Source organism: Microbacterium bovistercoris (assembly GCF_003387575.1).
GTDB classification, from domain to species: domain Bacteria; phylum Actinomycetota; class Actinomycetes; order Actinomycetales; family Microbacteriaceae; genus Microbacterium; species Microbacterium bovistercoris.
In genome coordinates this window covers 1-26,679 of sequence record NZ_QUAB01000010.1, presented here as the reverse complement: position 1 = coordinate 26,679, position 26,679 = coordinate 1, and the positions used below count along the sequence as shown (strand labels likewise).

Genomic DNA, 26,679 nt, shown 5'->3' with positions numbered 1-26,679 from the left:
ACCCCTACCCCCGAGGAGCCCGCATGTCGCTGTGGAAGATCCACGGCAACGGCCGCGCTGTCGCGCCCGACGCCGTCGTCCGTCCCGATGAGCGCCTGAACTGGCCCGCCACGATCGCGATCGGCGTGCAGCACGTCGTCGCGATGTTCGGCGCCACGTTCCTGGTGCCCATCCTCACCGGTTTCCCGGTGCCGACGACGCTGCTGTTCAGCGGCGTGGGAACGATCCTGTTCCTACTGGTCACGCGCAACAAGCTCCCCAGCTACCTCGGCTCGTCGTTCGCGTTCATCGCGCCGGTCACGGCGGCGACGACGAGCGCCGGGACGGGATCGGCGCTGGCCGGCATCGTCGCGGTCGGCGTCCTGCTGGCGATCATCGGCGTGGTGGTGCACACCGCCGGCGTCGCCTGGGTCGACCGATTCCTGCCGCCGGTGCTGGCGGGCACGATCGTCGCGCTGATCGGGTTCAACCTCGCGGGCGCCGCGCACAACAACTTCTCCCAGGCGCCGGTCACCGCGTCCGTCACACTCGCACTGACCATTCTGTTCGCGGTCGTCTTCCGCGGGTTCCTCGGCCGCATCTCGATCTTCCTCGGCGTGATCGCGGGTTACATCTTCGCCGGCATCCGCGGCGAACTCGACTTCACCGCGGTCGAGAAGGCCGACTGGGTGGGCCTGCCCACCTTCCAGCTGCCCGACTTCGCCACCCCTGGCACCTGGTCGGCGATGGCGATGTTCCTGCCTGTCGTGCTCGTGCTCATCGCAGAGAACGTCGGCCATGTGCGCGGCGTCGCCACCATGGTCGGCGACCCTGCGATCAATGAGAACACCGGCAAGGCGCTGATCGCCGACGGAATCTCGACCACGCTCGCCGGCTTCTTCGGCGGATCGGGCACCACGACCTACGGCGAGAACATCGGCGTCATGGCATCCACCCGGGTGTACTCCACCGCCGCGTACTGGGTGGCCGGCATCACCGCCATCCTGCTGAGCATGTCGCCGAAGTTCGGCGCCGTCATCAACTCGGTGCCGGCCGGCGTGCTCGGCGGCGTGACCACCGCCCTGTACGGTCTGATCGGCGTCATCGGCGTCAAGATCTGGGTCGACAACAGGGTCGACTTCGCCCGCCCGGTGAACCAGTACACCGCCGCGGTCGCGCTGATCGTCGCGGTCGGCGGCTTCGCCATCAAGGGCGAGAACGGCTTCGAGCTGGGCGGCATCGTCATCGCCACGGTCGCCGCGATCGTCATCTACCACGGCGGCAACGCGATCGCCCGGCTGCGCAGGACCGGGGCGGACGACCCGAAGCCGCTCGCAGCGGTCGGCCCGATCGGCGGCGACCCGGAGGAGTGACCTCCCGACCGTCGAACGCCCTTCGTCTCGCTCGTTCCTCGCTCGCTCAGGCCCCCGGAGCTCCGGAGCAGGTGAGGGCTACGCGTCGATCGCGCGCAGCGCGATCTGCGGGGCATCGGCCGCTACGAAGGGCAGCGGCTCGGCGGGGTCGCCGAGTCCGTACATCCGGTGCAGCCAGCGGCGCGCGGCCTGCAGCGGGTAGGTCTTCCCATACACGGCTCGCTTCACGATCACGCCCTCGATCACGCTGCGCAGCATGACCTCTTCGAGCGCAGGATCGGATGCTCCGCGCTCGCGGAACAGGTCCTGCATCAGCCCGCCCGCGGCGAGCACCGCTTCGAGGTTGCGCTGCTCGGACTCCGCATAGATGCGATGCGTCGTCGGCAGGATCGACAGGCCGAGCGTGATCCGCTGCTGCGGCAGGGTCTGGTCGGCGCCGATCAGTGACATGTCGATGAGCATGCGCAGCCGGTCGTCGGCGCTCTCGTCGCCGAACGCCATCGCGGTCATCTTCTCGAAGTACGCGTCGAGCACGGCCCCGACGAGCTGCTCCTTGCCGCCGAAGTAGTAGCTCACGAGCCCCTGCGCGACACCCGCATGACGGGCGATCTCGGCGAGGCTCGCCTCGTGATAGCCCCTCTCCCCGAACACCTCGAGAGCGGCCTCCAGGATGGCGGCCTGCGATCGCTCGCGGGCGTCGCGGTTCTGCTCCGCGGAACGCGGCATCCTCGGCCTCCTTCCCGATGCTCGAACGCTGCTCCTCCATGTTCCCCGATGATGCTATCGTGTTCATTGATTGGACCCTCAATCAACAAATCAATGGTCGGCGATGGGGATCGCCGTCCGATCGTTCCGACGACGCCCGGCACCCGACGGGATCGTGCTCCGAGGAACAGGGAAACTCTCCGTGGCCGCTTCGGCGTGCGTCCGCGAGGAGTGGCTGCGAGGCATGGGGGCCCTGCCCGCGGCACCGGGAGGGGGGAAGGATGGGGAGTCCTCTCCCCTCCTCCCGGACAGCCCGGATCAGGATGCGTGCGACCCCGACAGCACGATGAGCCGCCTGCCGAACGTCTTGCCATCGTCGATGACGCGCAGCATCACCGCGGCGACATCCGCTCTCTCGGTACGCGGCCAGCCGGGCATCGCGCGTCGCGTCGCGGCGTCGACCACCACCGGATCGGTCGTAGCCGCACCGTCTCCGAGCAGTCCAGGGTGGATCGTCGTCCACTCCAGGCCGCTCCCGGCGAGCAGGCCCTCGCCGGCGACGTGGTCGTGGAACGGCGCGAGGAGCGCCGTCCTGACGACGAGCCGATAGGGGAAGCGGACGGAGATGAGCGTCTCACCCACCCCGAGCGCGGAGAGCACGATGACCCTCCTGACGCCGGCCACCCGGCACGCCTCGATCACGGCAGGCATCGCCGTGCGCAGGACCGGTGCCATCGGCCGGGTGACCGTCGTGCCGAGTGCCACGGCCACCGCGTCGCAGTCGGTCAGCGCCGCAGCCATCGCGTCGACGTCGTCCAGCGCTCCGCCGACCGCGCGCACACCGTCTGCACGGACGACCGCCTCCGGTCGGCGCACGTACGCGACGATCTCGTGGCCCGCGTCGAGCGCTGCCGAGACCACGGCGCGCCCGGTCCGCCCGGTTGCGCCCAATACAGCGATCCGCATGTCAGCCCCTTCCCGCAGTCCGCCGCTACGCGATCGTCGCGAGCAGCCCGTCCGGTGCCAGCGCCGCGCCGACCTCCGCGCGGTGCGCGATGGTCCCGCTGCGATGCGCGATCACCTGAGTCTCCATCTTCATGGCGTCCAGCACGGCGACCGCGTCGCCCTCTGCGACATCCGCGCCGTCGTCCACCAGCCAGCGCACGAGCGTGCCCGGCGACGGAGCGCGCAGCTCAGCCGGGTCGGCCGTCGGCTGCTGCGGAGCGGATGCCGCCGCGCCGGCGAACCCGGACAGCAGGGCCGTCGGAAGGCCGAGCATCACACGGCGACCGTCGATCTCGACGGGGAAGCGCGCCAGTCCGGCATCCTCGACCGGCGCGGGCCGCAGCTGCGGCTCGAGCCGCGGCAGCAGCACCTGCTCGATCCACTGCGTGTGCACCGCGAAGCCGTCGGTCGAGAACTCCGGCGCGTCCACGGCGAGGCGGCCGAAGCCGACCACTGTCGCCGGGCCCTCGACGTGCAGCTCGCGCAGCGCCCGGCGCGCGCGGACCAATGCCGCTTCGCGGGAGTCGGCGTACACGATGAGCTTGGCGATCATCGAGTCGAAGGCGGGCTGTACGGTGTCGCCGGCCTCGACGCCGGAGTCCCAGCGCACGCCGGGGCCGCCGGGGATGCGGAGGACGTCGATGCGGGCTGGGCTCGGCAGGAATCCGCGCCCCGGGTCCTCGGCGTTGATGCGGAACTCGAATGCGTGACCCAGCGGCCGAGGGGTCTCCCTGAGCGAGGGGCCGTCACCGAAGGCGATACGGAACTGCTCGCGCACCAGGTCGACGCCGGTGACCTCCTCGGTCACAGGGTGCTCGACCTGCAGCCGCGTGTTCACCTCGAGGAATGAGATGGTACCGTCGGCTGCGAGCAGGAACTCGACCGTGCCGGCGCTGCGGTAGCCGGCCTCGGCACAGATCCGCCGCGCGGCCTCGTGGATGCGTTCGCGCTGCTCGTCGGTGAGCCCGGGCGCCGGCGCCTCCTCGATGAGCTTCTGGTTGCGGCGCTGCATCGAGCAGTCCCGGTCGCCGACCACGACGACTCCGCCCTGTCCGTCGCCGAGCACCTGCACCTCGACGTGCCGGGGCGACTCGAGGAACCGCTCCACGAAGCACTCCCCCCGCCCGAAGGCGACGATCGCCTCGCGCGTGGCCGCGTCGAACGCGTCGGCGACCTCGTCCAGCTCGCGGACGACCTTCAGCCCGCGGCCGCCGCCGCCGAACGCGGCCTTGATCGCGATCGGCAGGCCGTGCTCCTCGGCGAAGGCGACTGCCTCGGCGGGGCCCTCGAGAGCGTGGTCGGTGCCCGCGGCGAGCGGTGCGCCGACCTTCTGCGCGATGCGGCGAGCGGTCATCTTGTCGCCGAGCGCTTCGATGCTCTCGGGCGACGGCCCGATCCAGACCAGTCCCGCGTCTTCCACGGCGCGGGCGAACGCCGCGCTCTCCGACAGGAAGCCGTAGCCGGGGTGCACGGCGTCGGCACCGCTCGTGCGGGCCGCGTCGAGCAGCGCGTCGATCGACAGGTATGTCGACGAGGCGGTGGAGCCCCCCAGTCCCACCGCCTCGTCGGCCAGGCGCACATGGAGTGCGTCGGCGTCCTGGTCGGCGTATACGGCGATCGAGGCGTAGCCGGCCTCGGTGCATGCGCGGATGACGCGCACGGCGATCTCGCCGCGGTTCGCGATCAGGATCTTCTTCATGATGGGGTCCCTTCCCTCGTGGTGGTCCCCAGCACCCGGAACCGCACCCGCACCCCAGGCGGCAGCTGTCCGGCGATGTCGAGGTCGCGATCGATGACCGCGCCGATGATCGGATAGCCGCCGGTGAGCGGATGGTCGGGCAGGAACAGCACCGGCTGGCCGTCCGGCGGTACCTGGATCGCCCCGGTCACGGCGCCCTCGCTGGGCAGTTCCCCCGCGACGGCGCGCTCCAGCGGAGTCTCGCCGTGCAGGCGGATGCCGACACGGTCGGACCGCGGAGTGACGTCCCACTCCTGGCCGGTCAGCGCGGCGATCGCCGCGTCGGTGAACCAGTCGTCCCGCGGGCCGAGCACGATGCCCAGCTCGACGGCCTCCCCGACTGCCGGCAGTTCGCGGACGAGCGGCTCGGGATCGACCGGATGCGGGGCTGTGCGCGGATCTCCCACCGCGATGACGTCGCCCGCGGCGAGCGGCGCGGGTCCCAGTCCGGCGAGGGTGTCGGATGCCGCGCTGCCGAGCGCCGGCGCGGTCAGGATGCCGCCCCGCACGGCGAGCGCGTACCGCAGTCCGCGGTCGGGGTGTCCGAGCCGCATCTCGTCCCCGTCGTCGAGTGCGAACGGAGCACCCAGGCGGATGCCGCGTTCCATGCCGTCCGCGGCATACAGCCTCATCTCGCCGGAAGCCCCTGCGATCGCGGCGACGGTGGGGACGCCGCGATAGCGCAGCGCGGCCCCTCCGACGATCTCCAGCACCGCGGCATCCGAGGTGTTGCCCACGGCGCGGTTCCCGTCGCGCATCGCCGTGCGGTCGGCGGCGCCGGAGGCGGAGACGCCGAGCGCGGCGTGGCCCGGGCGACCGAAGTCCTGCACGAGCAGCTGGAGGGCTGGGCGGAGGACCTCCAGGGTGCCGGGCGCGGGGCGCCCTTCGTCTCGCTGTTCCGCGGATCCTGAGCGAGCGAAGCGAGACGAAGGGCGCTCAGGACCCGGAGGAGAGGACACCACCTCACGCTCGGCTCGCTCGAACCGCACCAGGGTTCCGGGCGAGAACAGCGCGGGCGGGTCGCGGTCGATGTCCCACATCACCGCATCCGTGCGACCGATCAGCTGCCAGCCGCCGGGGCTCTCGCGCGGGTACACGCCGGTGAAGTGGCCGGCGAGGGCGACCGAACCGGCGGGCACCCGTGTGCGCGGCGAGGACCGCCGAGGCACGTCGAAGAGCGGGTCCGAGCCGACCGCGTACCCGAACCCGGGAGCGAAGCCCGAGAACGCGACCTGCCACTCCGCGGCGAGATGCCGGGCGATGACCTCATCGACCGAGACGCCGAGCAGTGCGGCCACGTCGGTGAGGTCCTCGCCGTCGTAACGCACCGGGATGGCCACCTCGCCGACGTGCGGCACGTGTGCGGCATCCACCGTCGTCGACGACAGCACGTCGGCGAGCGTCTCGGCTTCGACCCGCAGCGGGTCGAAGCGCACCAGCACCGTGCGCGCCCCGGGGATCAGCTCGACGACGCCGGGCGTCCCGGCCCAAGCCAGGTTCAGCCGCATCGCCTCGTCGAGGTCGGCGGCCTCGACGAGCAGCGCTCGGTCGGAGGCGGTGAGGATGCGCATCAGATCACGTACTCCGCATCGGGGATGTCGGTGCGGGCGGGGGCGGCGACGACGGTCATCTCAGGCCCCGGCGAACGGGGCGATCGTCACGCCGGAGGCCTCGAGCAGGCGCCGGGTCTCGGCCGCCATGGCGACCGATCCCTCACTGTCGCCGTGCACGCAGATCGACTGCGCCTCGACGTGCACGTCGGTGCCGTCGATCGCGCGGATGACGCCGGACTCGGCGAGGCGCAGCATCCGCTCGGCGACGGCGTTCGCGTCGTGCAGCACCGACCCCGCCTCGGTGCGCGAGACCAACTGTCCGTCGGGCAGGTAGGCGCGGTCGGCGAACGCCTCGGCCGCGACCGCCAGGCCGGCGCGCTCGGCGACGTCGAGCACGACGCCACCGGCGAGGCCGAGCAGCACGAGGCTCGGGTCGATCGCGCGGATCGCGGCGACGACGTCCTTCGCCTGCCGCTCATCGCGGGCGATCGTGTTGTACAGCGCGCCGTGCGGCTTGACGTAGGCGACTGCGCCGCCGACGGCCCTCGTCAGGCCGGCGAGCGCCCCGAGCTGGTACTCCACGTGCGCCTGCAAGGTGGCCGAGTCGATGTCGACCTTCGTGCGGCCGAAGTTCTCGTAGTCGCGGTAGCCGGGGTGCGCGCCGATCGTGACGCCGTTCGCGACGGCCGCGGCGAGGGTACGCCGGATGCCCTCCGGGCTGCCGGCGTGGAAGCCGCACGACACGTTCGCGCTGGTGACGATCGCGAGCATGCTCTCGTCGTCCGACACGATGCGGTCGGGCACGTTCTCGCCCAGGTCCGAGTTCAGGTCGATGGATGCCATGTTCCTATGCTCCTATCCCGAGGAAGGCGAAGATCGGGCCGATCGAGACCGCGCCCATGTACCAGGTGAGGGCGGTGACCAGGGTGCCGGCGATGAGCAGCCAGCGCGGGTACCGCTTCACGCCGAGCAGGTCGGCGCGGAACCATCCGATGTACATGAACACCGTGAGACCGATCGGCAGGATCAGTCCGTTGAAGCCTCCCACGAACACGAGGATCGCGGCGGGAGCGGTGCCGATCGAGAGGTACACGATCAGCGACACGACGATGAACACCACGGTCGCCCACTGCAGCGACCAGCCGCCGAGGAACCGCTTGTGGAACGTGGAGAGGAACGTCGCCGACGTGTAGGCGGCGCCGATCACCGAACTGATCGCGGCGGCCCAGAAGATCGCACCGAAGATGCGCATGCCGGCATCGCCGAGCACGGCGCCGAAGGCCTGTCCGGCGGGGTTGGCCGCCTGGGTGGTCAGATCGAGCGTGACGCCGGATGCCACGACGCCGAGGATCGCGAGGAAGAGCACGTACCGCATGATGCCGGTGACGAAGATGCCGTTCGAGGCGGCCCGCATGACGGGGCCTGCGTGCTCGGGACCGGTGTTGCCGGAATCGAGGTACCGGTGTGCGCCGGAGTAGGTGATGTACCCGCCGACGGTACCACCGACGATCGTGGTGATCGTCGCGAAGTTGATGGTGTCGGGCAGGAACGTCTGGCGCAGCGCATCGCCGACCGGCGGCTGCGAGATGAATGCGACGATGACGGTCATCACGATCATGCCGACGCCGAGGATGACGAGCACGACGTCCATCACCTTGCCGGCCTTCTTGATGAGGAAGATCGTGATGGCGATCGCCGCGGTGACCAGGCCGCCGAGCTTCGGGTCGATGCCGAGCAGGGCGTTCAGACCGAGCCCGCCGCCGGCGATGTTTCCGATGTTGAACGCCAGGCCGCCGATGATCACCAGCACGGCGATCACGTGACCGGAGAACGGGATGGCGCTGTTCGCGAGCTCGCCGGCGCGCTTGCCGGAGGAGGTGATCATGCGCCACACGTTCAGCTGCACGGCGATGTCGATGATCACCGAGACGAGGATCGCGAAGGCGAAGGAAGCGCCGAGGGTGGCGGTGAAGGTGGCGGTCTGGGTGATGAATCCGGGGCCGATGGCGCTGGTGGCCATCAGGAAGATCGCGCCGATCACGGCGCTGCGGCCGACGCGCTTCTTGGTCGCGGCCAGGCGTGGAGCGTCTTCGGTGCTCGCGGGAGTGCGGGAGGAGTCGGACATGGGGATCCCATCGTCTTTGGTGGGCGGGTAGGGGATTCTCATGATTGTAGGGCAAGCAGAGATTGATTGTTGAACAATATTTCTCACCGACTGACGCATACGCTGGATCCATGACCAACGCGGCTCCGCTCGCCGATGTACTGCGGCAGAGCATCATCGACGGCGACTTCGCTCCAGGCTCCCGGCTGTCCGAGGCTGCACTCGCCGAGCGCCTCGATGTGTCGCGGAACACGCTGCGCGAGGCCTTCCGGGTACTCGCCGAGCAGGGGCTCATCGAACACGTGCCCCACCGCGGCGTCTCCGTGGCGTCGCCCTCGATGGCCGACGTGGTCGACATCTACCGAGCCCGCCGCGTGATCGAGTGCGCCGCCCTGCGGCAGGCCGAGCCCGAGCATCCGGCCGTCGAACTGATGCGCGCGGCCGTGGACGAGGCCGAGACTCACCTGACCGGCACCGACTGGCGCCTGATCGGCAGCGCGAACATGGCGTTCCACGACGCGATCGTCGCCCTCGCCGACAGTCCGCGCCTGGCCCGAACCTACCGCGACGTGGCCGCCGAGCTGCGCCTGGCGTTCCTCGAGATCGACGATCCGCGCGCCCTGCATGAACCGTTCGTGCGGAAGAACCGCGCGGTGCTCGACGCGTTCCTGCAGCACGGACCCGATGCCGCGGCCGACGAGCTGGAGAAGTATCTGATCCGCTCGGAGCGCACTGTACTGGGCGCATTCGCCCGCATGGGCCGCATCTGAACGGCGACGTGCCGCGCTAGATCCGGGCGACTCGCGTCGTCGCTTCCTCGAGTGCCGTCGCTTCCTCGAGTGCCGTCGCTCCCTCGAGTGCCGTCGCTCCCTCCCTGAGATCGAGGTCGACGACGGCGACCGCTTGACCGGTCGCGAGCGAACGGTTGCCGGCAAGCCCGACCGCCATCGACCTGACACCGTCGGCCCAGGATGCCACCCGGCCCGCCGGATCAGCGCCGCCCGCGAACAGATCGCGGAGCAGCTGTGCATCGCCGCCACCATGGGCGCCTTCGCCATGCGGGATGGGGATCCGCAGTGCCGGGCCGAAGCGCCCACGATAGCTAGGCAGCTACACCCAGCCCCGCTGACGGCAGGCAGCCGCAATGAGCTCCGAGACTGCGGACTGGCCCTCGGCGGTCAGATGCACAGCATCCTTCCGGATGCGCGCTGGAACCACCCAGGCCTCCTCCTCCTGAACCGCGTAGACCCGTCGCAGTTCCTCGTCCACATCCAGCACATGATCTGTCCAGGTTGCCGAGATGGCAGCGTTGAGAGTGGTGATGGCTCGCCCCGTCGTTGACAACGGATGATCTCCCTCGCCGTGGAGGACTGTAAGAACGAGGAAGCGATCTGTCGTCAACCTCGCGACCATGGCGCCGAGGTCCTCGATCACTGTGCGCATGTCACTGAAGTTGTTCCTGCCGACCCATAGGACTCCGATGCCCGAGAGATAGGCATCGTGCACATCTGGAATGAACGCGGCGCGCCCGGCGCGAGGTGTTCGTGATTCGTCGTCTGCAACGAAGACATGATCCCCCGCGACGTCTTCGCGAGGGAAGACCACCCCGGGCACGCCGTCCAGCCAGCCAGCCAGAAGGCTGTTCGCAGTGCCGCTCCCTTGCAGCAGCGGGCGAAAGTCTGCGGGCGAGATGAACGAGAGAAGATGTTCACCGGGTCGGGACCCCGCCGAGACGTGAGCCGTGACCGGAATGGCTCCCATGCGCGCGGCGACTGTCGTCGAAGTCTCGCCACCCACGCCAGCGTTCAGCACGGCAGCGCGAGTCAGTGCGCTCAGCCGAGCGTCGTCTCCCTGCTGCGTGAGCGAGTCGCCCCACCGGACGATCGTCGGTCGACGGGATCCTGGTGCGTTCTCGGCGGAGGCGGCGATCATGCGAGGAGCCTTTGCTCGTCGCGGCTCGTGGCATATGGCGTCGAGCCCGTGGCGATCACCCTGTTCAGTTCTTCAAGGATGAATGTGGTCAGCCGGTGGACATCACGCCCCATAGCGCCCGCGATGTGAGGGGTGACGAAGCAACTCTCCATCGTGAGCAGCGCGCTGTCCGAGGGAAGGGGCTCCGGTTCGGTCACATCGAGATAGGCGAAGAGGCGCCCGCTGGCGCACTCCGCGGCCAGCGCCTCGGTGTCGATCAAGTCCCCTCTCGCGGTGTTGATCACGGTTCCGCCGTCGTGAAGCGCTGCGAGGCGACGGGCATCGATCATCCCTCGTGTGACAGGGACAGATGGCGCATGCAGCGACAGGATGTCGCACCAGCGAATGAGCTCGTCGAGATCTCGAGGTTCGGCGCCGGCGGTCGCGATCTCTCCCTCGCTGAGCGTCGGATCGTACACGGAGATACTCACGTCGAGATGCTGCAGCAAGGTCAGCAGATGCCGAGCCGTCGCGGATAGCCCGACGATGCCGATCCGGGAGCCGTAAAGTCCGGTGGTGGGTCGAACCGCAGTACTCCAATAGTCGTCCCCCGTGCGGAGCCGATGCGCGAACAGGGTAGCGCGCTTCGCTGCCATGATCACGCACGCGAGGGCGTACTCGGCGACGGAAACGGCGTTGGCCCTCCTCGCAGAGACCGCGATCAGGTCGGGATGCCAGGCGTCCTCCGGGATGAGGCCGTGAAGGCTGCCTCCGATATGGAAGACCGCCGAGACTCCAGGCATGATCAGCTCCGCCGGGATTCTGCCAGCACCCCAGCCTGTCAGCAGAAAGGTGTGGTCGGTGCGGCTCGGAGCTTCGCCGGGACGGATGTGGATCCAGTCGACGAGCTCCGTCATTCTCTCCAGCAGGTCCGGCGAGAATGCCCCGTCGGCATCCTCGTCACTTGCGTACAGAACCGCCCGCGGCCGCACGACAGCGTCCTTTCTGTCGCTGCCGGCACGGGAGCTGCCCCACAACGCGTTTCCGCGCCTGTCGTCCCGGCCGGCCTCCGCCATCAGATCTCACCGACCCTTTGCCATGCGCCTCCGGTGCCGTCCGGGGCCTGGTTGCGTGACCACCAGCGGGCGAGATAGATCACGCCATTGTGGAGCACCTTCTCGCCACCCCCATAGATCCAGCTCGCAGTCCAGGTCCGTACCGGGCCGTCAGCTGTTTCGAGTTCGCGGCCCAGCTGCGACCAGGGTCCTGTGGGGTCCCCTGGCCGGAGATCTCTCGTCCACCACTGGGCGACCCAGAAGCTGCCGTCGAAGCTCACTCTGTCCCCCGTGGTGTACGTGCTGGTCGACGACCATGGGGCCGCGAACTCGATCTCGATCTGGGCGCTGACACCCACCGGGATGGACAGCTGGTGAACGCGCCGGGTGCCGCCCAGCATGCTCATCGGAGTAGCGGAGAGCGTCACCGCAGACTCGATGCCCCAGGAGATCTGCATGCGTACTCCGTTGCGTTGCACGCTGAGCCACGTCGCCTCCGCGGCGCTCGTTGCGTTGAACTGTCCCGTCGCACCATCCGAGTAGATGACCTCGTCTGTCGCGCGTAGTACGAGAGGCAGCCGGAACGTACCTGTGACGGCGGATTCCGTACGCAGCGTCGCCCCTGTGTCTCGCAGCGTGGTCAGGGTCCTGACGCCGCTCGCAGAGCTGGTCGCGTCGAAGGTGATGACGCCCGTCTCCGCGTCGAGGGCATCCGGGACGATCACCGCGCCGGAACCGCTGCTGCCGCGGCGATACACGACCGCCATGTCGGACATGGCCGATTCGGTTCCAGCGGTGTCGGCGAACCCCCACGAGGCCGCACCGACCGATGTGTTCGTCGCTGCAAGGACCGTGCCCATCTGCGGGTGCCAGAGCAGGCCCGGCCCCATTCGGTTCATCGGTTGGGAGCGCGTGCCGAAGAACGAAGAGAGGTAGTACGCAGGGCGCCGGGCGAAGACATAGTCCTGGGCCAGTGTGCCCACCCGTCGCTCGGTGAACCTCTCGGACATGATGTATGGCAGCGATGCCTCGGACGCAGCGCGGTCGGCATCCGACGGCACATCGGGTCGCTCGATGACGTGCATCCAGAGCCGCGGCGAAGTCCCCTGTTTGGCACGGGCGACAACGGGATCCGGTGTTGCGGCCCACGCACCCCGCGACGCGAGCTTCTCCTCGAGAGTCGTGAGGAAGGCCGCGAGCTCCGGGGCATCGGGGGCGAGCGCCGCGCTCAGCGCGCCGCGGTCGGCATCGTCTGCGAAGTTCGTCAGGAAGTTCCAGTCCGCCGTCCGCGAGCACGCGGCGGAGTGCGCGATGTAGCCGGACACGTCCGGCTCGCGCACCACGGCGTGTCGAGCGAAGTCCGTCCACTTCTGGGCCATGTCGAGGACCACGGGATTGCCCGTGATGGCGTGCAGGTCGGCGAGGTCGGGGAGCATGACGAAGAAGTTGTACCCGAAGTCGAAGCCGAACGGCTCGTGGAAGAACCCGGCTGGCGCCTGCCCGTGCTCGGCGATGAAGTCGATCCGATCGCTCAGATCGGCCGCCAGATCCGCGTCGTCCAGAACGCGTGCCGCTCGCGCGATGCCGGCGAGCCCGCCCACCGTCTGATTCACGAACGGGAGGGGGATCTTCCAATGGCCGTTGGTCAGATCCATGAACCAGACGGCCGCACGGCGCAACGATGCCTCCAGCTCGACCTGACGCTCGGGCAGTGCATTCGTGGCTCGGAGGTTCGCGAGAGCTTCGGACAACGCCACCATGCCGAACGCGGTCGCCGCACGGGAGAATTCTGTCGTCGTGTACTCGGGAAACGAACCGTTGGGGTGCTGGATGCGCAGATAGTGCCCGATGGCGGCGTCTAGCCGACCGAGCAGAGCGCCGTCGAGGTAGTAGGGGTTCCACGAGCGCTCGTTCGCGTAGAACCAGCTGAGCGTGGCTACGTGCTCCTGCACCCGCGCGTTGAATGGCTCGCTCGGGGTGCGCCACCAGCCTCCGCCCATGAACCCGAATCGGTCCGGGTCGTCGTCGACGATGTCGTTCGCCATCGGCGCGACGATCATCAGGTAGGCGGCGAGCACCTGCTCCTGGGGAGCGAACAGGGTCCGGTCGGGTGCTGCTGGCAGTGGAGCGACGAGCGGGAGCACCGTCCCGGCACTTGCTGACGCAGCAGGCGAGCGTTCGAAGACGCCCAGTGCGGTGACCGCTGCCGCGCCGAGGCCGGCGAGCAGGAGAGTACGGCGTGAGATCGGCTGAAGCAGCGGAGCTTCGGCAGAGGGGGACGGATCGGTCATCGATGACTCCTTTGTCGTGACTTGCGAGATGGATGTTGCTGGATCCGGTCAGCCCTTGAGACCAGACCGGGTGAGTCCTTCGACGAACTGCTTCTGCGCGAAGAAGAACACGATCAGCACGGGGATGACGCTCAGAGTGGTGGCGCCCAGCTGCGTCGTCCACAGCGGTTCGCCGTAGCCGTCCTGGTACCGGGTCAAGCCCAGGCCGATCGGGAACAGTTCGGCCGAGCGGAGGAAGATGAGCGGCTCGAAGTACATGTTGAAGCTCTTCAAGAACGTCATGATCGTGACCGTGGCGATCGCCGGACCGGCCAACGGCATCGCCACCCGGGCGAAGATCCCCACCCGCCCCAACCCGTCCAACCGGGCCGCCTCTTCGAGTTCGAAGGGGAGGCCGAGGAAGAACTGTCGGAAGATGAACGTCGAGACCACGGCGCCGGGGCCGAAGATCGGCAGGATGACCAACGGCCAGTAGGTGTCGACCAGGCCCCAGGAGTTCACCACCTGGAAGATCGGAATGATGGTCACATCCGCGGGCACCATGATTCCGGCGAGCGTCAGGATGAACAGTGGCCCGGCGAGCGGGAACTTCATTCGCGCGAACGCATAGCCGGCGAGCGCGGACACCAGCACGGTGCCTGCGGTGATGATCGCGGCCAGCCCCAGCGAATTCGCGTACTGACGCGCGAATGGATTCGCGGTGAACACTTTGGACCAGCCGTCCAGGGTCCACGTCTGCGGCAACAGCGTCGGCGGAATCGCGAAGATCTCGCTGGTCGGTTTGAAGGAGGAGAAGACCATCCACAGCGTCGGGTAGAGGAAGGGAATGGCCAGCACGACGAGCAGGCCGTAAAGGATGACCCTGCTGATGATCCGTCGGCGCCGTGCGCTCTGCGAGTCCCGCTGCGGGCGCGCCTGTCGGGGCTGTCGCGGCTGCGATCGCGTGCGGGGCCGCGCCTCCGCGATGACGGGAACTGCGTCTGTGGCAGTGTCGAGCACGTCAGACCTCATCCTGTACCCATGTCTTGCGCACCTTCCACTGCAGCGCGGTGATAGCGAGCGTGATCACGAAGAGAAGCACACCCAGCGTCGCGCCGTAGCCGAACTGCTGCTGGCCGAAAGCGGTCTGGTAGATGTAGTACGAGAACACCAGCGTGGAGTTTCCGGGCCCGCCACCGGTGAGGAGCTGGACCGGTGCGAACACGTCGAAGGCGGAGATCGTCGTGATGATCAGGACCATGAGAATGGTCGGGCTGATCAATGGCAGCGTGATCGAACGGTAGGTCCGCCACGGGCTCGCACCGTCGAGGCGGGCGCTCTCCTTCAGCTCCGACGGAACCCCCTGCAGTGCCGCCAGGAACAGGATCATGTTCATTCCGACGCCCTTGGACACCTGGACGACGATGAGGGAGACCATGGCCCAGCCTGGCTCGGCGAGCCAGTTGGGTCCCTGTATTCCGAACATGGCGAGCGCACCGTTGATGCCGCCGTTCGACGCGAGCAGGAAGTTCCAGATGATGACCCACGCGACGATGGAAACCACCACCGGCGAGAAGAAGAACGATCGGAACGCCACGGTCCCACGCAGTCCCTGGTTCAGGAGAGACGCCAGCGCCAGTGCGACCGCGACGTTCGTCATGACCAACCCCAGGGCGAAGATGCCGGTCGCCTGAAGCGACTGGGCCACCGTCTTGTCCGTGAACATGCGGACGTAGTTGTCCAGGCCGATGAAGTCGAACGAGCCGAGGAAGACGTTCCAGTCGTGGAAGCTGTACCAGATCACGAAACCGAAGGGGATGATCCCCAGCAGAATGATGCCCAGCACCTGAGGAGCGACGAAGGCGAGCCCGAGAACGCGATCCGCCCTCGCGTCGGGAAGAAGGCGCCCGGCGCGGGCTGCTCGCCCGACGCCGGGCGCTTTCACGGACGTCATCCCGCGCTCTTCTCCAGTGCCGGCTGGATTGCCGTGCATACATCGCCGAGCACCTGAGCAGCATCGGCATCCGGGGTCCAGAGCGAGTCGAAGTTGGTCTGGATCACTGGGCTCACCTGGCTGTAGATGCTCGAGTTGGCCTTCGTGATCGCGTCAGGGATCGCATCGATCACGGTCTGCTGGATCTGCTCGGGGGACAACGCCGGCGCCGCTTGCTGCAAGGTATCGACCGTCAACAGCGAGGTGCGCGGAGCGGGGAAGAACTGTGCGAGCTTTGCAGCGTTCTGGGCATCGGTGAAGTAAGTGAGGAAGTTCGCGGCTGCTTCCGGGTGCGCACTCTTCGCGATCACGCCGATGGCCGCCTGGCCGACGACGTCGGTCTGTCCTGCCGGACCGGCGGGCAGTGGGAGGAAGTCCCACTGCATGGATTCATCGATCCCACCCGACGAACTCATCTGAGCGATGAGCATCGCAGAGCCACCCGAGCCGAAGGAGAAGGTCTCGCCCGGCTTGGCGAACGCCGATGCGGAGTAGATCTGGTCGTGATACCAGCTGACCGCATCCGTCATCTCCTTGGAGTCGAAGGTGCAGGTCGTGCCGGCCGCATCCCAGGGGGCCGCGCCCCAGCCGGCCCAGACCGTCGTCAGACCGTCCCACTGCTTGTCCGGGGCAGTGCCGATGACGATCGGGCCGGTGCCGGGCGTGGCTGCGGCCGTGGCAGCGGCGATCTCTGCCGCGGCGTCCCAAGTCCATTTGTTCTCGGCGAGGAGGTCAGCCGGCTGCGGCTGTCCGGCGGCCGCGACGAGGTCGCGGTTGACGAACACGCCGAACGGGCTGGTGGAGAAGGGGTAGGCGTAGATTCCACCGTCGTCGCTCCAGAGTTCCAGCGAGCTCGGCACAACATCGTCGAGGTCGAAGTCCTTCGACTCCTTGAAGTAGTCGGCGACATCGAGCAGCACACCGTTCTTGACGAACTCAGTGGCGTTGGCCTCGGCGACCCAGGCCAGATCGGGGGTGCTTCCGCCGGCTATCTGCGTGGTGAGGGTGGTCAGGTAGTTTCCGGCGAGGGGCTGGAAGGTGATCGACGAGACTTCGTCACCGTGATCGGCGACGTATGCGTCGGCGATCTCATCGAAGAGGGCGAGATGCGCTTCGTTCGTCGTCCACACCGCCATCACGAGGTCGACGGGGCCGTCGGCCGCGGGATCTGTGCCGCCGGCGCAGGCTGACATCGTCAGCGCGCCGCAGGCGATGGCGGCCGCGGCCGCGTATCGCATGCCACGAGGGCTCTTGTTCACGATCAGTGCTCCTTTGTACTGTCATCCCTCGCAGGCGGGGGCCTGACGAGCGGAGCAGCCTGATCGCTCGAAACATCCTGTTCCGGAAGGATCACGGCGCTCCGAAATCCACTGTACCGATGTTCCCGATAATCGCAAGCCAAATTTGCGACAAATATTTCGAATCGTCAGTCTGACGTGCTCCGTGAGGACGCCCGGACGACGAGAGACGTGGCGAGTTCCGTATGGTGCGTCGCAGGTTCCTCGCCTTCGGTCATCGCGATAGCCGTGCGCATGGCAAGTGCTCCCATCTCGGAGAGAGGCTGGCGCACGGTCGTGAGCGGCGGGGATGCGGACAGCGCGATCGGGAGATCATCGAACCCGACCACGCTGAGGTCCTCAGGAACACGGACGGCGCGCCGCCTGGCCGCCTCGATGACGCCGAGCGCCTGATGGTCGCTCGCGGCGAAGATCGCAGTAGGCGGCTCAGGCAGCGCCAGCAACTCCAGCGCCCTCTCGACTCCGGATTCGAAGGTGTACTCCCCGGGCAGGATCAGGCCCGGGTCCACGGCGATGCCGGCCGCGGTCAGCGCCGCGACATAACCGTGCTCGCGCGCGCGTGACGCCAGCGCGTGACGGACGCCGATGAGCAGGCCGATCCGACTGTGCCCCAGGGCAAGCAGGTGCTCCGTCCCGGCGAGTCCACCGTTCCAGTTCGTGCTGCCGACGCTCACGGTGTCCGGCTGCGGATCGTTGAACGGGTCGACGATCACCAGCGGGAGTCCGACTTCGTTCAACCGATCGATCTCCTCGCCGTCGAGCATCGATGTGACAGCGATCACGGCGTCGCGGCCGCCACGAACCATCGACTCGATCCAGGATCGGTCGTCGCTGTCATCGTGGTACAGCGAGAGCACCAGATCTGCATCGGCAGACTCGGCCGCGGTTGCGGCACCGCGGAGGATCTCCAGCGTGTATGGCGAGGTCATACTGCGCGCGAGCACGGCGATGGACAGGCGACTGTCGCCTCGTCGGTCGCGAGGCGGCACGTACTGGCGGTTGCGGAGCGCCTGTTCAACTCTCCGGCGGGTCGCCTCAGAGACATCGGACTTCCCGTTCACCACTTTGGAGACCGTTGATATCGATACGCCCGTCTGCTCCGCGATATCGGCCAGGGAGGGCCTCCGCTGTGGCTCGACGGGACTCAACGGGCCGGCCTGACTCTTCATGACGTCCTTACTGTGTGGAGAAGATCTTGTTCCGCACTGACTTGCATTATGCCCCAGGTTCTGCGAACGTTGCCGATAACTTTTCGAAAAACTTGCGCCAATGGAGACCCATGCTTGACACGAATGCGGATGTGCTGGTCATCGGAGGGGGCTTCGGCGGAGTCTCTGCGGCACTGGCGGTGCTCCGTCGCGGGTACAGCGTCATTCTGACGGAGCAGACCGCCTGGCTCGGCGGCCAGCTGACCAGCCAGCTCGTGCCGACCGACGAACACATCTACATCGAGCGCACCGGGGCGAACCAGAGTTATCGCGACTTCCGCGAGGCTCTGCGCGATCACTATCGTCGCTGGTATCCGCTGACACCCGCGGCGAGAGCCGACGCGCACCTGAACCCGGGCGCTGCCTGGGTCAGCCCGGTCTCCGTCGAACCAAGAGTGGCACTCTCGGTGATCGAGTCGATGCTGCTTCCCTATGAGGCAAGCGGGCGGCTCCAGATCCTCCGCCGCACTCGGCCGGTCGCAGTGGAGAGTGACGGAGACATCGTGCGCGCCGTTGTGGTGGAGGGGATCGGCACAGCCGAGCGAACCACGCTGACCGGCACGTACGTCCTCGACGCGACCGAACTCGGCGAGCTGTTGGAACTGGGCGGCGTCGAGTTCACCAGCGGGCGCGAGTCCCAGGCTGAGACCGGCGAACCGGGAGCGGCCGAGACAGCGGATCCCACCGACATGCAGGGCGCGACGTGGTGCTTCGTGATGGATCACCGAGCGGGCGAAGACCACACGATCGACCGCCCGGCGAACTACGAGCGGTACCGCGATGCAATTCCATCGCATGCCACGACCCCGCGCCGCCAGCTCAGTTTCGTCACCGCGGTCGACGCCGCGGGAGCGCCAACCGTGACCTACGGATTCCACCCTGACATGGATGATGATCCGTCCGCGATCGACCTCGATCATCACCATATGGGCGCAGCACCCGAACTCTGGAACTATCGTCGGGTCACCGCGCGTCGACAGTTCACGCCGGGCTTCTTCGCCAGTGACATCGTCGTAGTGAACTGGCTGCAGAACGACTACACGGACGGCCCGCTGTTCGGTGTGCCGGATGCGCAGCAGCACTGGCAGGGCGCAAAGGACCTGAGTGCCGCGACGCTCTACTGGCTGCAGACCGAAGCAGCACGCCCCGATGGCGGCACCGGCTGGCCTGGATTGCGGCTGCGTCCGGACGTCGCAGGGACCGCGGATGGGTTCGCGATGATGCCCTATGTCCGAGAATCACGTCGCATTCGCGCGCGCAAGACGATCCTTGAGCAGGAGGTTTCGCTCACCTACCGGCCCGAGGGTGCCGTGCAGTATCGGGATACGGTCGGCACCGGCCACTATTTCTGGATCGACCGCCACCCGACCACAGGCGGCCACAGCTATCCGGGGAGTCTCCCGCAGCCGTTCGAGATCCCACTCGGCGCTCTTGTCCCGCAGCGAGTCAGGAACCTCATCCCGGCCTGCAAGAACATCGGCACCACTCAGATCACGAACGGCTGCTACCGGCTGCATCCGGTCGAATGGAGCATCGGCGAGGCGGCCGGTGCGCTCGCAGCTTTCTGCCTTCGTGAGCGAAGCGAACCCCATGCGGTCTTGGACGACGAGGGGCGCCTGGATGACCTTCAGGACGATCTGACCCGCGGTGGCGCACAGCTGCGCTGGAACCGCTCCCTGCTGGCCTGAGTCTTCACGTCTGGAAAGAGGAACCAATGCACGATCTCCGCTTGGCGCGCGCACAGCGCAGCGCTGACTACCGTGATCAGAACGTCGCGTTCCCCGCGTCTTTCGTCTTCGGTGCGGCAACAGCGGCCTACCAGATCGAGGGAGCGGCCGCGGAGGACGGCCGGGGAGCGTCGATCTGGGATGTGTACTCCCATCAGCCGGGCCGCATCCTCAACGGGGACACCGGCGACGTCGCCGCGGATCACTACCACCGCCTCGACGAGGATCTCGATCTGCTCTCGGCTCTGGACATTCCCGCGTACCGGTTCTCCACCTCCTGGTCCCGCATCTTTCCCGACGGTCGCGGACCGGTCAACGCAGCGGGGGTCGACTTCTACGACCGGCTCGTGGACGGTCTCCTGGCGCGAGGTATCGTGCCCTACCTGACGCTGTATCACTGGGATCTGCCGCAGGCGCTCCAGGAACGGGGCGGATGGCGGAACCGCGAGACAGCGGAACGATTCGCGGAGTATGCGGGGTTCATGGGGCGCCATTTCGGTGACCGGGTGCGCCAGTGGACCACGCTCAACGAACCCTGGTGTGCCGCATATCTCGGTCACGCGTCCGGGGTGATGGCGCCCGGAATCACCGAGCCGCTGGCGGCGCTGGAGGCGCTTCACCATCTGAACCTCGCGCACGGACGCGCCGCTCGGGAGCTTCGCTCTGCCATTGCGCCCGGCGGGGAGGTGTCCGTGACCCTCAACTTCCAGTGCGCTCGCGGTTCGGGCCCGACCGGAAGCGAGGCGGTCGAGCGTATCGACGTCATGTCGAACCGGTCGTTCGCCGACCCGATCCTGCTCGGGCAGTATCCGGAGCGACTGTTCGACATCACATCGCATGTGACTGACTGGGGCTTCATCGAGGACGGTGATCTGGGGACGATCCACCAGCCCTTGGACTTCCTCGGGGTGAACTACTACTCGACGCTTTCCGTTCGGATGTGGGACGGCCATTCGCCGCGGCTCGGGGAAGACGGGCACAAGCCGGGCGCCTCGCCCTGGGTGGGGGCGGAGGATGTGGAGTTCCTCCCGCAGGCCGGACCGTATACCCAGATGGGATGGAATATCGCGCCCGATGGGCTGGATGAGCTGTTGCGGACGCTCAGCACGCGATATCCGGGCACTCCGTTGGCGATCACCGAGAACGGCGCGGCGAGGGACGACCGTGTCATCGACGGATGTGTCGATGACCCTGAGCGGGTCGACTACCTTCACAGGCACCTCGCTGCGGTGAATCGCGGCATCGAGGATGGCATCGACATCCGCGGGTACTTCGCCTGGTCGCTGCTGGACAACTTCGAGTGGGCCCATGGTTACGAGCGGCGCTTCGGCCTGGTCCATGTGGACTACGAGACACTCGTGCGAACGCCGAAGAGGAGCGCGTACTGGTACTCCGAGCTCTGCCGCACCGCAGCACTCCCGCCGGTGGAAGGGGAGGACGTGCTGCGCGTGCAACCGGCTGCGGAATGAGCGTCGTGGAGGACCGGGAAGAGATTCTGGCGCATGCTCTGGGCCCCACCGAACTTCGGTACGTCCGCCAGAGCGGGATCGTCGGGCTGGAGATCGTCCCTGCCGCGAGGAGCAGGGACCGGCGTCCCCGCCGATCGAGGATCGACGATGTGCCTGCAGTGGACGCTCTGCCATTCGGCGGGGAACTGCCCGCCGGAAGGATCGATCCTCTGGTGACCCTGCAGCTTCGCGGGGATTCGGCTTCCGGGATGTTCACGCAGGGGCGCTCGACGCGCTGGGCACCCGCGGGGAGCCGGTTCACGCTGCTCGAGCAGACAGCCTCGCTTGACGCCGTCTCCACCGTCCTGCGAAGCCCCGACGGTCTGCAGATCGTGCACAGGGTCGAGCTGGTCGCCGGCGGCGCGCTCGTGTTCCGTTGCACCGTGGAGAACCTTTCCGAAGAACCGGTGGTCATCGAGGCCCTGTCGAGCTTCTGCCTGTCGGCGATCACGCCGTTCGCCCGAGACGACGCCAGTGGGCGCCTTGTCCTGCACCGGATGCGCAGCGCATGGAGTGCAGAGGGCCGACTCGTCTCCGAGTCTCTGGAAGACCTGCATCTCGAGCGCTCCTGGCTCGGTGTGGCGGGGATGAGCGAGCGGTTCGGGCAGGTCGGTTCGATGCCTGTGCGTGGCTGGATGCCGTTCGTGGCCGTCGAGGATCGTGCCGCGGGCGTCACCTGGGGAGCGCAACTCGCCTGGGGAGGCAGCTGGCAGCTCGAGGTCGCACGCCTGGGCGACGACGTTGCACTCGCCGGCGGCCTGGCTGACCGGGAGTTCGGGCACTGGACGAAGATGATCGCCCCTGGTCAATCCCTGACCTCTCCCGACGCGATCGTGGCCGTGGTGTCCGGGGGTGTCGATGAGCTCCACGACGCACTGCTCGAGGCGCAGGACGGGAGCGCTGGTGACGCTCCGGGGGAAGAAGCCGACCTTCCCATCGTCGTGAACGAATGGTGCTCGAGCTGGGGAAATCCGAGCCACGAGAGCCTGGTTGCTCTCGCAGACCGCCTCGTGGGATCGGGCGTCCGCTATCTCGTCATCGATGCGGGATGGTTCCGTCCCGAGGGTGAGAAGGACTGGGCGCGTGCCCACGGCGACTGGATCCCCAACACCGAGCAGTTCCCGTCCGGATTGAAGGGAGTCGCGGACGCCCTTCGAGAACGCGGTCTCATCCCGGGGCTCTGGTTCGAGCTGGAGACCGTGGGATCCGACTCGATGGCATACCAATGCGTCGATCGGCTGCTCCACCGCGACGGCGTTCCGCTGACGGTCGGTTCACGCCGGTTCTGGAATCTCGCGCGACCGGAGGTCGTCGATCATCTGGTCGACACCGCCGTCGAGTTGCTCGAGGGCGCCGGGTTCGGCTACCTTAAGATCGACTACAACGAGACGATCGGCCTTGGCAGCGACCACGCGGACGGACTCGGAGAAGGCCTGCGACAGCAGATCCTCGGGAGTCATAGGCTGCTTCGAAGGATCCAGGATCGAATGCCGGATCTGGTCGTGGAGAACTGCGCCAGCGGAGGGCATCGGCTGGAGCCGTCCTTCGTCGGGCGGACTGCCATGACGTCCTGCTCAGATGCCCACGAGGTCGTCGAGATCCCGATCATCGCGGCAGAAGTGCAGCGAGTCATTCTGCCGCGCCAGGCACAGGTGTGGGCTGTGATCCATGCGGAGGACTCTCCAGATCGACTCACCTACAGCCTCGCTGCCGGTTTCCTGGGACGTCTATGCCTGTCCGGAGCACTCACCGATCTCGGGGAGGAGCAATGGGCGCTCGTGCGCCGAGCGATCCATCTCTATCGGAAGACGACCCCGATCCTCAAACGGGGTACCAGCCGACGGTTCGGTCAGCGAGGTCACTCATGGCGCCGGCCGGAAGGGTGGCAAGCCGTCCGCCGGCTCAGCGATGATGGCCGACGCGCGCTCATCGTGCTGCATTCCTTCAGGAACGCACCGAACCGTGCGGAAGTTCCGCTTGAGGGAGGCGGATGGTCCGTCGCAGGTGTGCTTCGCTCGACGGGCGGTGACGTGAGCGTCGCCTCAGACGGGGTGAGCTTCGAAGACCTCGTCGACTTCGAAGGCGTCGTGGTCGAACTCATCCGCGGCTGCTGACCGAGAGGACCACGGGCGAACCGTGGGCGGACCCCGGTGAGGATCCGCCCACGCGCACAACCTGGTACGTCAGCAGACGCCGGCGTCTTTCCAGGGGTTCTTCTTGCCCGTGCCGGGTTCGCTTCCTCTGGTTCGCCGCTGCGCGTCCCACCGGTAGCGAACAGGCGCTTGTCCACCGTTGGCGGCGGTCAGCGCCGGATGATGCGCTGCTCGATCGCCGCCGCGACCGCGCCGGCGCGGGTGTCGACCCCGAGCTTCGTGTAGATGTGCGAGAGGTGCGACTTCACCGTCGCCTCCGACACGAACAGCGCCTTCGCGAGCTCGCGGTTGCCCAGCCCGTCGGCGAGCAGCTCGAGCACCTCGACCTCGCGCTCGGTCATCCGCGGCTCCGGCGACGCGGCACGGCGCATCAGCACCGCCGCGACCGACGGCGCGAGCGCCGGCTGCCCGGCGGCCACGGCGCGGATGCCGGCGAACAACTGATCCGGCGGGGAGTCCTTCAAGAGGTAGCCTCCCGCTCCGGCATCCAGCGCGCGCAGGATGTCGGACTCGCTGTCGTAGGTGGTCAGCACGAGCACCGCCGGCGGCTCGGGCAGCGCGCGCAGGCGGGTCGTGGCCTCGATGCCACCGGGCCCTTCGCCCATGCTGAGGTCCATCAGCACGACATCCGGATGCTCCGCCTGAACGACCTCGACGGCCTGGTCTGCGCCGCCGGCCTCGCCGACCACGCGCAGGTCGTCCTGCGACTCGACGAGCGCGCGCAGCCCGGCGCGCACCACCGGATGGTCGTCGACCAGCACCAGGCGCAGTGTCATCTCTCCCCCTCGCTCACCGGGAACACCGCGGACAGCGTCGTGCCCTCCCCCGGCGCACTTTCGATCGCCAGTGTGCCGCCGAGCGCGGCGATGCGCTCGGCGATCCCCTGGAGGCCGTGGCCGCGACCGGTGCTGCGTCGCTGCTGTGTGCGGGCGCGCAGAGCCGCGGGACGGGCGTCGAAGCCCACGCCGTCGTCGCGGATGTCCAGGCGCAGCTCGTCGGGCTGCGCGGTCAGGCTCACCACCGTGCGGCTCGCCCGCGCGTGCTCGGCCACGTTCGCGAGCGCCCCTCGCACGGTGCGGATGATGGCGGATGCCACCGGCAGCGGCACGTCGCCGGCTTCGCCATGACTGCGGAACTCGACAGCGAGGCCCCGCTGAGTCGCATCCGTCACGACGCGTTCCACGGCGACCCGCAGCGACCCTGCGGTGCCGTCCAGCTCGGTCGGCGCGAGGTCGCGCACCACGCGCCGCACCTCGTCGAGGGCGGACCGGGCGGTATCGGCCGCCGCACGCACCTGATCGCGCGCGGCGTCGGGACGGCGCTCCCAGCCCTGTTCGGCCGCCTGCAGCAGCAGGTTGATGCTGGACAGGTCCTGCCCGACCGAGTCGTGGATCTCGCGCGACAGCCGGGCGCGCTCGGTCAGGGCACCCGCACGGTGCTGGGCGGCCGACAGATCGGCCTGGGTCGAGGTCAGCTCGTCGAGCAGCTGCTGCCTGGCGGTGGCCTCACGGTCGAGCGCCCGGTAGGCGACGATCGTCGCGAAGGCGATGCCGATGGGGCCGGCGACGATCGTCGGATCGAACAGCGCCGCGATGCGCAGCTCCGCGGCGATCACGACCACCGTCATCCCGGTCACGACCGCGGCGGCGGGCCAGAACGGCAGGATCTGCAGCACCGCGAAAGCCAGCGGCACCGCGCACCAGGCGAACGACGGCGCGATCAGCGTGAGCACCGCCCACAGCACGCACACCACGAGTGTCCACGCGGCCGGCCATGCGCCGCGGCGCGGCACGAACCGCTGCAGCAGGGCGACGACCGCGAGCAGCACCGCGCCGGCGAGCACGATCCACCCGGAGGGCCCCTGGTCGGCCGCCTCGCCGATCACGTGCCGCAGCACGTAGCGCACGGCGCTGACGATGATCAGGCCGATCAGCACCACCTGCAGCGCAGGTCCGAACCGGACCGGCGCGAGGATGCCGCGCGCTCCGTCGGTCTCGGGTGCTGCGGGCGTTGTCATGGCGACAGCCTACGGATGCCGCGCCGCGAGCGGCATCATCCGTTCGGCTACCGGTGTCGGACGCATCCGTCTCGTCCTTCGGCGGAACCCTTGACAGCGTTAAAACCGCACGGCTACGTTTGGCGCACTTCGGCATCGGAAGGACCCCGCGAGGATGCGCGGCCCTCCTGCCGAGGTCTCCTCGCCGCTCCGGCGAGGCGATTCGCTCACCCCAGAAGGAGCAGTGCATGCGATTCACCAGAACACTCGCGCTCGCCGCCACCGCGGCTGCTGCGATCAGCCTCGGCGCCGGTATCCCCGCCGCTGTCGCGGCCCCGACCGATGTCGACTCCGGCGCCCCCAGCTACCAGGAGTTCGCGTCATCCACGTATCGGGACGTCGACGGCGGCTACGTCGTCAACGGCGACGAGCTGATCTCCAGCCAGACGGACCTGCGCGCGTTCTACGACCGGCTCATCGGGCTCGATACACCCACCGACGGGCTGATCGTCAACACGGTGAACGGCGCCGACGACAAGTGGTCCGCGTCGCAGGTGGGCAACCTCACCTACTGCGTGAGCACGAAGTTCGGCACCCGCCACGACGACGTCGTCGCGGCCATGCAGAGCGGTGCCGCCCTCTGGGAGTCGGCGTCGTCGAAGATCGACTTCGTCCACGTCAGCAGTGCCGACAGCAGCTGCACCACGCGCAACAAGTCCGTGCTGTTCTCGGTCGAGCCGGTGAACACCTCGCAGTACATCGCGCGGGCGTTCTTCCCCAGCTCCCCCGACCGTCAGATGAACGTGCTCGTCGACGACTCGATCTGGAGCTCCGGCGCCTGGACGCCGACCAACATCATCGGCCACGAGCTGGGGCACACCCTCGGCTTCCGGCACGAGCACACCCGCCCCGAGTCCGGCACGTGCTTCGAGGACAGCAACTGGCGTCCGCTGACCCCGTACGACTCGTCGTCGATCATGCACTACCCGCAGTGCAACGGCACCTCGGGCGACCTGTCGATGACCAGCACGGACCGTGCCGGGGTCGTCGCGCTCTACGGCAACTGACCGATCAGGACCCCGGGCCCGGCCGCGCACGCGGCC

The 26,679-nt window shown here is 68.1% G+C and carries 22 protein-coding genes; 6 read left to right on the top strand and 16 right to left on the bottom strand.

Annotated elements, in window-relative coordinates:
* Window positions 1-23 precede the first annotated feature (23 nt).
* Entirely contained in the window at window positions 24-1,352 is a 1,329-nt protein-coding gene (locus DY023_RS00665; protein ID WP_116240422.1) for a uracil-xanthine permease family protein, read from the top strand.
* 78 nt (window positions 1,353-1,430) lie between these two features.
* Here DY023_RS00665 and DY023_RS00660 read toward each other — a convergent pair whose 3' ends face one another.
* From DY023_RS00660 to DY023_RS00635, 6 genes are all read right to left on the bottom strand, one after another.
* The gene (locus DY023_RS00660; protein WP_116240421.1) at window positions 1,431-2,078 is read right to left on the bottom strand and encodes a TetR/AcrR family transcriptional regulator; all 648 of its coding nucleotides are present in this window, start codon (window positions 2,076-2,078) and stop codon (window positions 1,431-1,433) included.
* A 297-nt stretch (window positions 2,079-2,375) separates the two neighbouring features.
* Window positions 2,376-3,023, bottom strand: a complete 648-nt coding sequence (locus tag DY023_RS00655) for an NAD(P)-dependent oxidoreductase (protein WP_116240420.1) — start codon at window positions 3,021-3,023, stop codon at window positions 2,376-2,378.
* A gap of 25 nt (window positions 3,024-3,048) precedes the next feature.
* Window positions 3,049-4,761 (bottom strand): acetyl/propionyl/methylcrotonyl-CoA carboxylase subunit alpha, encoded by a 1,713-nt coding sequence (locus DY023_RS00650; RefSeq protein ID WP_116240419.1) that lies wholly within the window; start codon window positions 4,759-4,761, stop codon window positions 3,049-3,051.
* Window positions 4,758-6,371, bottom strand: coding sequence for a 5-oxoprolinase subunit B/C family protein (locus DY023_RS00645; RefSeq protein ID WP_116240418.1), 1,614 nt, complete (start codon window positions 6,369-6,371; stop codon window positions 4,758-4,760). The genes DY023_RS00650 and DY023_RS00645 overlap by 4 nt, the downstream gene beginning before the upstream one ends.
* Window positions 6,372-6,431: 60 nt before the next feature.
* Window positions 6,432-7,196, bottom strand: a complete 765-nt coding sequence (locus DY023_RS00640) for a LamB/YcsF family protein (protein ID WP_116240417.1) — start codon at window positions 7,194-7,196, stop codon at window positions 6,432-6,434.
* A 4-nt stretch (window positions 7,197-7,200) separates the two neighbouring features.
* Window positions 7,201-8,478, bottom strand: coding sequence for an NRAMP family divalent metal transporter (locus DY023_RS00635; protein WP_116240416.1), 1,278 nt, complete (start codon window positions 8,476-8,478; stop codon window positions 7,201-7,203).
* Between the two features lie 110 nt (window positions 8,479-8,588).
* Here DY023_RS00635 and DY023_RS00630 point away from each other — a divergent pair, with 110 nt between their 5' ends.
* The gene (locus DY023_RS00630) at window positions 8,589-9,227 is read left to right on the top strand and encodes a GntR family transcriptional regulator (protein ID WP_116240415.1); all 639 of its coding nucleotides are present in this window, start codon (window positions 8,589-8,591) and stop codon (window positions 9,225-9,227) included.
* A gap of 16 nt (window positions 9,228-9,243) precedes the next feature.
* Here DY023_RS00630 and DY023_RS00625 read toward each other — a convergent pair whose 3' ends face one another.
* From DY023_RS00625 to DY023_RS00590, 8 genes are all read right to left on the bottom strand, one after another.
* On the bottom strand, window positions 9,244-9,435 hold the full coding sequence (locus DY023_RS00625; RefSeq protein WP_116240414.1) for a hypothetical protein: 192 nt from the start codon (window positions 9,433-9,435) through the stop codon (window positions 9,244-9,246).
* Between the two features lie 132 nt (window positions 9,436-9,567).
* Window positions 9,568-10,389 carry an SGNH/GDSL hydrolase family protein gene (locus DY023_RS00620; RefSeq protein ID WP_116240413.1) on the bottom strand — a complete coding sequence of 274 codons (822 nt, stop codon included), beginning with the start codon at window positions 10,387-10,389 and terminating at the stop codon, window positions 9,568-9,570.
* On the bottom strand, window positions 10,386-11,444 hold the full coding sequence (locus tag DY023_RS00615) for a hydroxyacid dehydrogenase (protein ID WP_116240412.1): 1,059 nt from the start codon (window positions 11,442-11,444) through the stop codon (window positions 10,386-10,388). Before DY023_RS00615 ends, DY023_RS00620 begins: the two co-directional genes overlap by 4 nt.
* Window positions 11,444-13,714 (bottom strand): carbohydrate-binding protein, encoded by a 2,271-nt coding sequence (locus DY023_RS00610; protein WP_116240411.1) that lies wholly within the window; start codon window positions 13,712-13,714, stop codon window positions 11,444-11,446. The genes DY023_RS00615 and DY023_RS00610 overlap by 1 nt, the downstream gene beginning before the upstream one ends.
* 48 nt (window positions 13,715-13,762) lie before the next feature.
* Window positions 13,763-14,725 (bottom strand): carbohydrate ABC transporter permease, encoded by a 963-nt coding sequence (locus tag DY023_RS00605; RefSeq protein ID WP_116240410.1) that lies wholly within the window; start codon window positions 14,723-14,725, stop codon window positions 13,763-13,765.
* Window positions 14,715-15,647: a carbohydrate ABC transporter permease gene (locus DY023_RS00600; RefSeq protein ID WP_116240409.1), complete on the bottom strand. Its 933-nt coding sequence runs from the start codon at window positions 15,645-15,647 to the stop codon at window positions 14,715-14,717. Before DY023_RS00600 ends, DY023_RS00605 begins: the two co-directional genes overlap by 11 nt.
* On the bottom strand, window positions 15,644-16,945 hold the full coding sequence (locus DY023_RS00595; RefSeq protein ID WP_147303232.1) for an extracellular solute-binding protein: 1,302 nt from the start codon (window positions 16,943-16,945) through the stop codon (window positions 15,644-15,646). The genes DY023_RS00600 and DY023_RS00595 overlap by 4 nt, the downstream gene beginning before the upstream one ends.
* Before the next feature lie 167 nt (window positions 16,946-17,112).
* Window positions 17,113-18,153, bottom strand: a complete 1,041-nt coding sequence (locus DY023_RS00590) for a LacI family DNA-binding transcriptional regulator (RefSeq protein ID WP_116240407.1) — start codon at window positions 18,151-18,153, stop codon at window positions 17,113-17,115.
* 110 nt (window positions 18,154-18,263) lie between these two features.
* On the opposite strand from DY023_RS00590, the gene DY023_RS00585 reads away from it, so the two are divergent.
* The 3 genes from DY023_RS00585 to DY023_RS00575 all read left to right on the top strand — a co-directional run bounded on the left by DY023_RS00585 (window position 18,264) and on the right by DY023_RS00575 (window position 23,541).
* Window positions 18,264-19,880, top strand: a complete 1,617-nt coding sequence (locus DY023_RS00585) for an FAD-dependent oxidoreductase (RefSeq protein WP_116240406.1) — start codon at window positions 18,264-18,266, stop codon at window positions 19,878-19,880.
* A gap of 26 nt (window positions 19,881-19,906) precedes the next feature.
* Entirely contained in the window at window positions 19,907-21,388 is a 1,482-nt protein-coding gene (locus tag DY023_RS00580) for a GH1 family beta-glucosidase (RefSeq protein WP_116240405.1), read from the top strand.
* 212 nt (window positions 21,389-21,600) lie between these two features.
* Window positions 21,601-23,541: a glycoside hydrolase family 36 protein gene (locus DY023_RS00575; protein ID WP_220347214.1), complete on the top strand. Its 1,941-nt coding sequence runs from the start codon at window positions 21,601-21,603 to the stop codon at window positions 23,539-23,541.
* Window positions 23,542-23,729: 188 nt separating this feature from the next.
* Here the strand turns inward: DY023_RS00575 and DY023_RS00570 are convergent, their stop codons facing one another.
* On the bottom strand, window positions 23,730-24,356 hold the full coding sequence (locus DY023_RS00570; protein ID WP_116240403.1) for a response regulator: 627 nt from the start codon (window positions 24,354-24,356) through the stop codon (window positions 23,730-23,732).
* Window positions 24,353-25,597, bottom strand: coding sequence for a sensor histidine kinase (locus tag DY023_RS00565; RefSeq protein ID WP_116240402.1), 1,245 nt, complete (start codon window positions 25,595-25,597; stop codon window positions 24,353-24,355). Before DY023_RS00565 ends, DY023_RS00570 begins: the two co-directional genes overlap by 4 nt.
* Before the next feature lie 227 nt (window positions 25,598-25,824).
* Here DY023_RS00565 and DY023_RS00560 point away from each other — a divergent pair, with 227 nt between their 5' ends.
* A complete protein-coding gene (locus DY023_RS00560) occupies window positions 25,825-26,643 on the top strand; it encodes a M57 family metalloprotease (RefSeq protein ID WP_116240401.1) in 819 nt (272 codons plus the stop codon).
* The last annotated feature ends 36 nt before the right edge of the window (window positions 26,644-26,679 follow it).

Coding starts and splice junctions, on each gene's coding strand:
- DY023_RS00585 (WP_116240406.1), top strand. CDS start 18,264: ATGCTTGACACGAATGCGGATGTGCTGGTCATCGGAGGGGGCTTCGGC.
- DY023_RS00640 (WP_116240417.1), bottom strand. CDS start 7,196: ATGGCATCCATCGACCTGAACTCGGACCTGGGCGAGAACGTGCCCGAC.
- DY023_RS00645 (WP_116240418.1), bottom strand. CDS start 6,371: ATGCGCATCCTCACCGCCTCCGACCGAGCGCTGCTCGTCGAGGCCGCC.
- DY023_RS00620 (WP_116240413.1), bottom strand. CDS start 10,389: ATGATCGCCGCCTCCGCCGAGAACGCACCAGGATCCCGTCGACCGACG.
- DY023_RS00605 (WP_116240410.1), bottom strand. CDS start 14,725: ATGAGGTCTGACGTGCTCGACACTGCCACAGACGCAGTTCCCGTCATC.
- DY023_RS00565 (WP_116240402.1), bottom strand. CDS start 25,597: ATGACAACGCCCGCAGCACCCGAGACCGACGGAGCGCGCGGCATCCTC.
- DY023_RS00610 (WP_116240411.1), bottom strand. CDS start 13,714: ATGACCGATCCGTCCCCCTCTGCCGAAGCTCCGCTGCTTCAGCCGATC.
- DY023_RS00655 (WP_116240420.1), bottom strand. CDS start 3,023: ATGCGGATCGCTGTATTGGGCGCAACCGGGCGGACCGGGCGCGCCGTG.
- DY023_RS00590 (WP_116240407.1), bottom strand. CDS start 18,153: ATGAAGAGTCAGGCCGGCCCGTTGAGTCCCGTCGAGCCACAGCGGAGG.
- DY023_RS00665 (WP_116240422.1), top strand. CDS start 24: ATGTCGCTGTGGAAGATCCACGGCAACGGCCGCGCTGTCGCGCCCGAC.
- DY023_RS00570 (WP_116240403.1), bottom strand. CDS start 24,356: ATGACACTGCGCCTGGTGCTGGTCGACGACCATCCGGTGGTGCGCGCC.
- DY023_RS00650 (WP_116240419.1), bottom strand. CDS start 4,761: ATGAAGAAGATCCTGATCGCGAACCGCGGCGAGATCGCCGTGCGCGTC.
- DY023_RS00660 (WP_116240421.1), bottom strand. CDS start 2,078: ATGCCGCGTTCCGCGGAGCAGAACCGCGACGCCCGCGAGCGATCGCAG.
- DY023_RS00630 (WP_116240415.1), top strand. CDS start 8,589: ATGACCAACGCGGCTCCGCTCGCCGATGTACTGCGGCAGAGCATCATC.
- DY023_RS00560 (WP_116240401.1), top strand. CDS start 25,825: ATGCGATTCACCAGAACACTCGCGCTCGCCGCCACCGCGGCTGCTGCG.
- DY023_RS00600 (WP_116240409.1), bottom strand. CDS start 15,647: ATGACGTCCGTGAAAGCGCCCGGCGTCGGGCGAGCAGCCCGCGCCGGG.
- DY023_RS00615 (WP_116240412.1), bottom strand. CDS start 11,444: ATGGCGGAGGCCGGCCGGGACGACAGGCGCGGAAACGCGTTGTGGGGC.
- DY023_RS00635 (WP_116240416.1), bottom strand. CDS start 8,478: ATGTCCGACTCCTCCCGCACTCCCGCGAGCACCGAAGACGCTCCACGC.
- DY023_RS00580 (WP_116240405.1), top strand. CDS start 19,907: ATGCACGATCTCCGCTTGGCGCGCGCACAGCGCAGCGCTGACTACCGT.